Genomic DNA, 229 nt, shown 5'->3' with positions numbered 1-229 from the left:
CGCTACTCCCCAAGTAGCCTCACCCCACCTTTGGCATATAATTATATACATTCTCAAAGCAAGACTTATTTACCACCGTCATTTTCTCCAAGGAGAAACTTCTTAGATAAATCTGGGTTGTCTTGATGGATTTATGCCCCAATAACTCGCTGATCATCTCAATGGGGACATTTTGCTCCTTCAATGCCATGGCAAAAGAATGACGGATCGTGTAGGAAGTCACATCCGA

The 229-nt window shown here is 42.8% G+C and carries 1 protein-coding gene; it reads right to left on the bottom strand.

The genetic code is table 11. The features are described 5' to 3' along the window. Window positions 1–19: 19 nt before the first annotated feature. Window positions 20–229: tyrosine-type recombinase/integrase (locus DW205_RS22000; protein WP_147326776.1), on the bottom strand; the 210-nt coding region annotated here is incomplete at its 5' end.

The sequence above is a fragment of the Parabacteroides sp. AM17-47 genome (assembly GCF_003434625.1).
In the GTDB taxonomy this organism is placed as follows: Bacteria; Bacteroidota; Bacteroidia; order Bacteroidales; family Tannerellaceae; genus Parabacteroides; species Parabacteroides distasonis.
The sequence above is the reverse complement of the archived record's forward strand: the minus strand, read 5'-3'. Positions and strand labels throughout refer to the sequence as shown.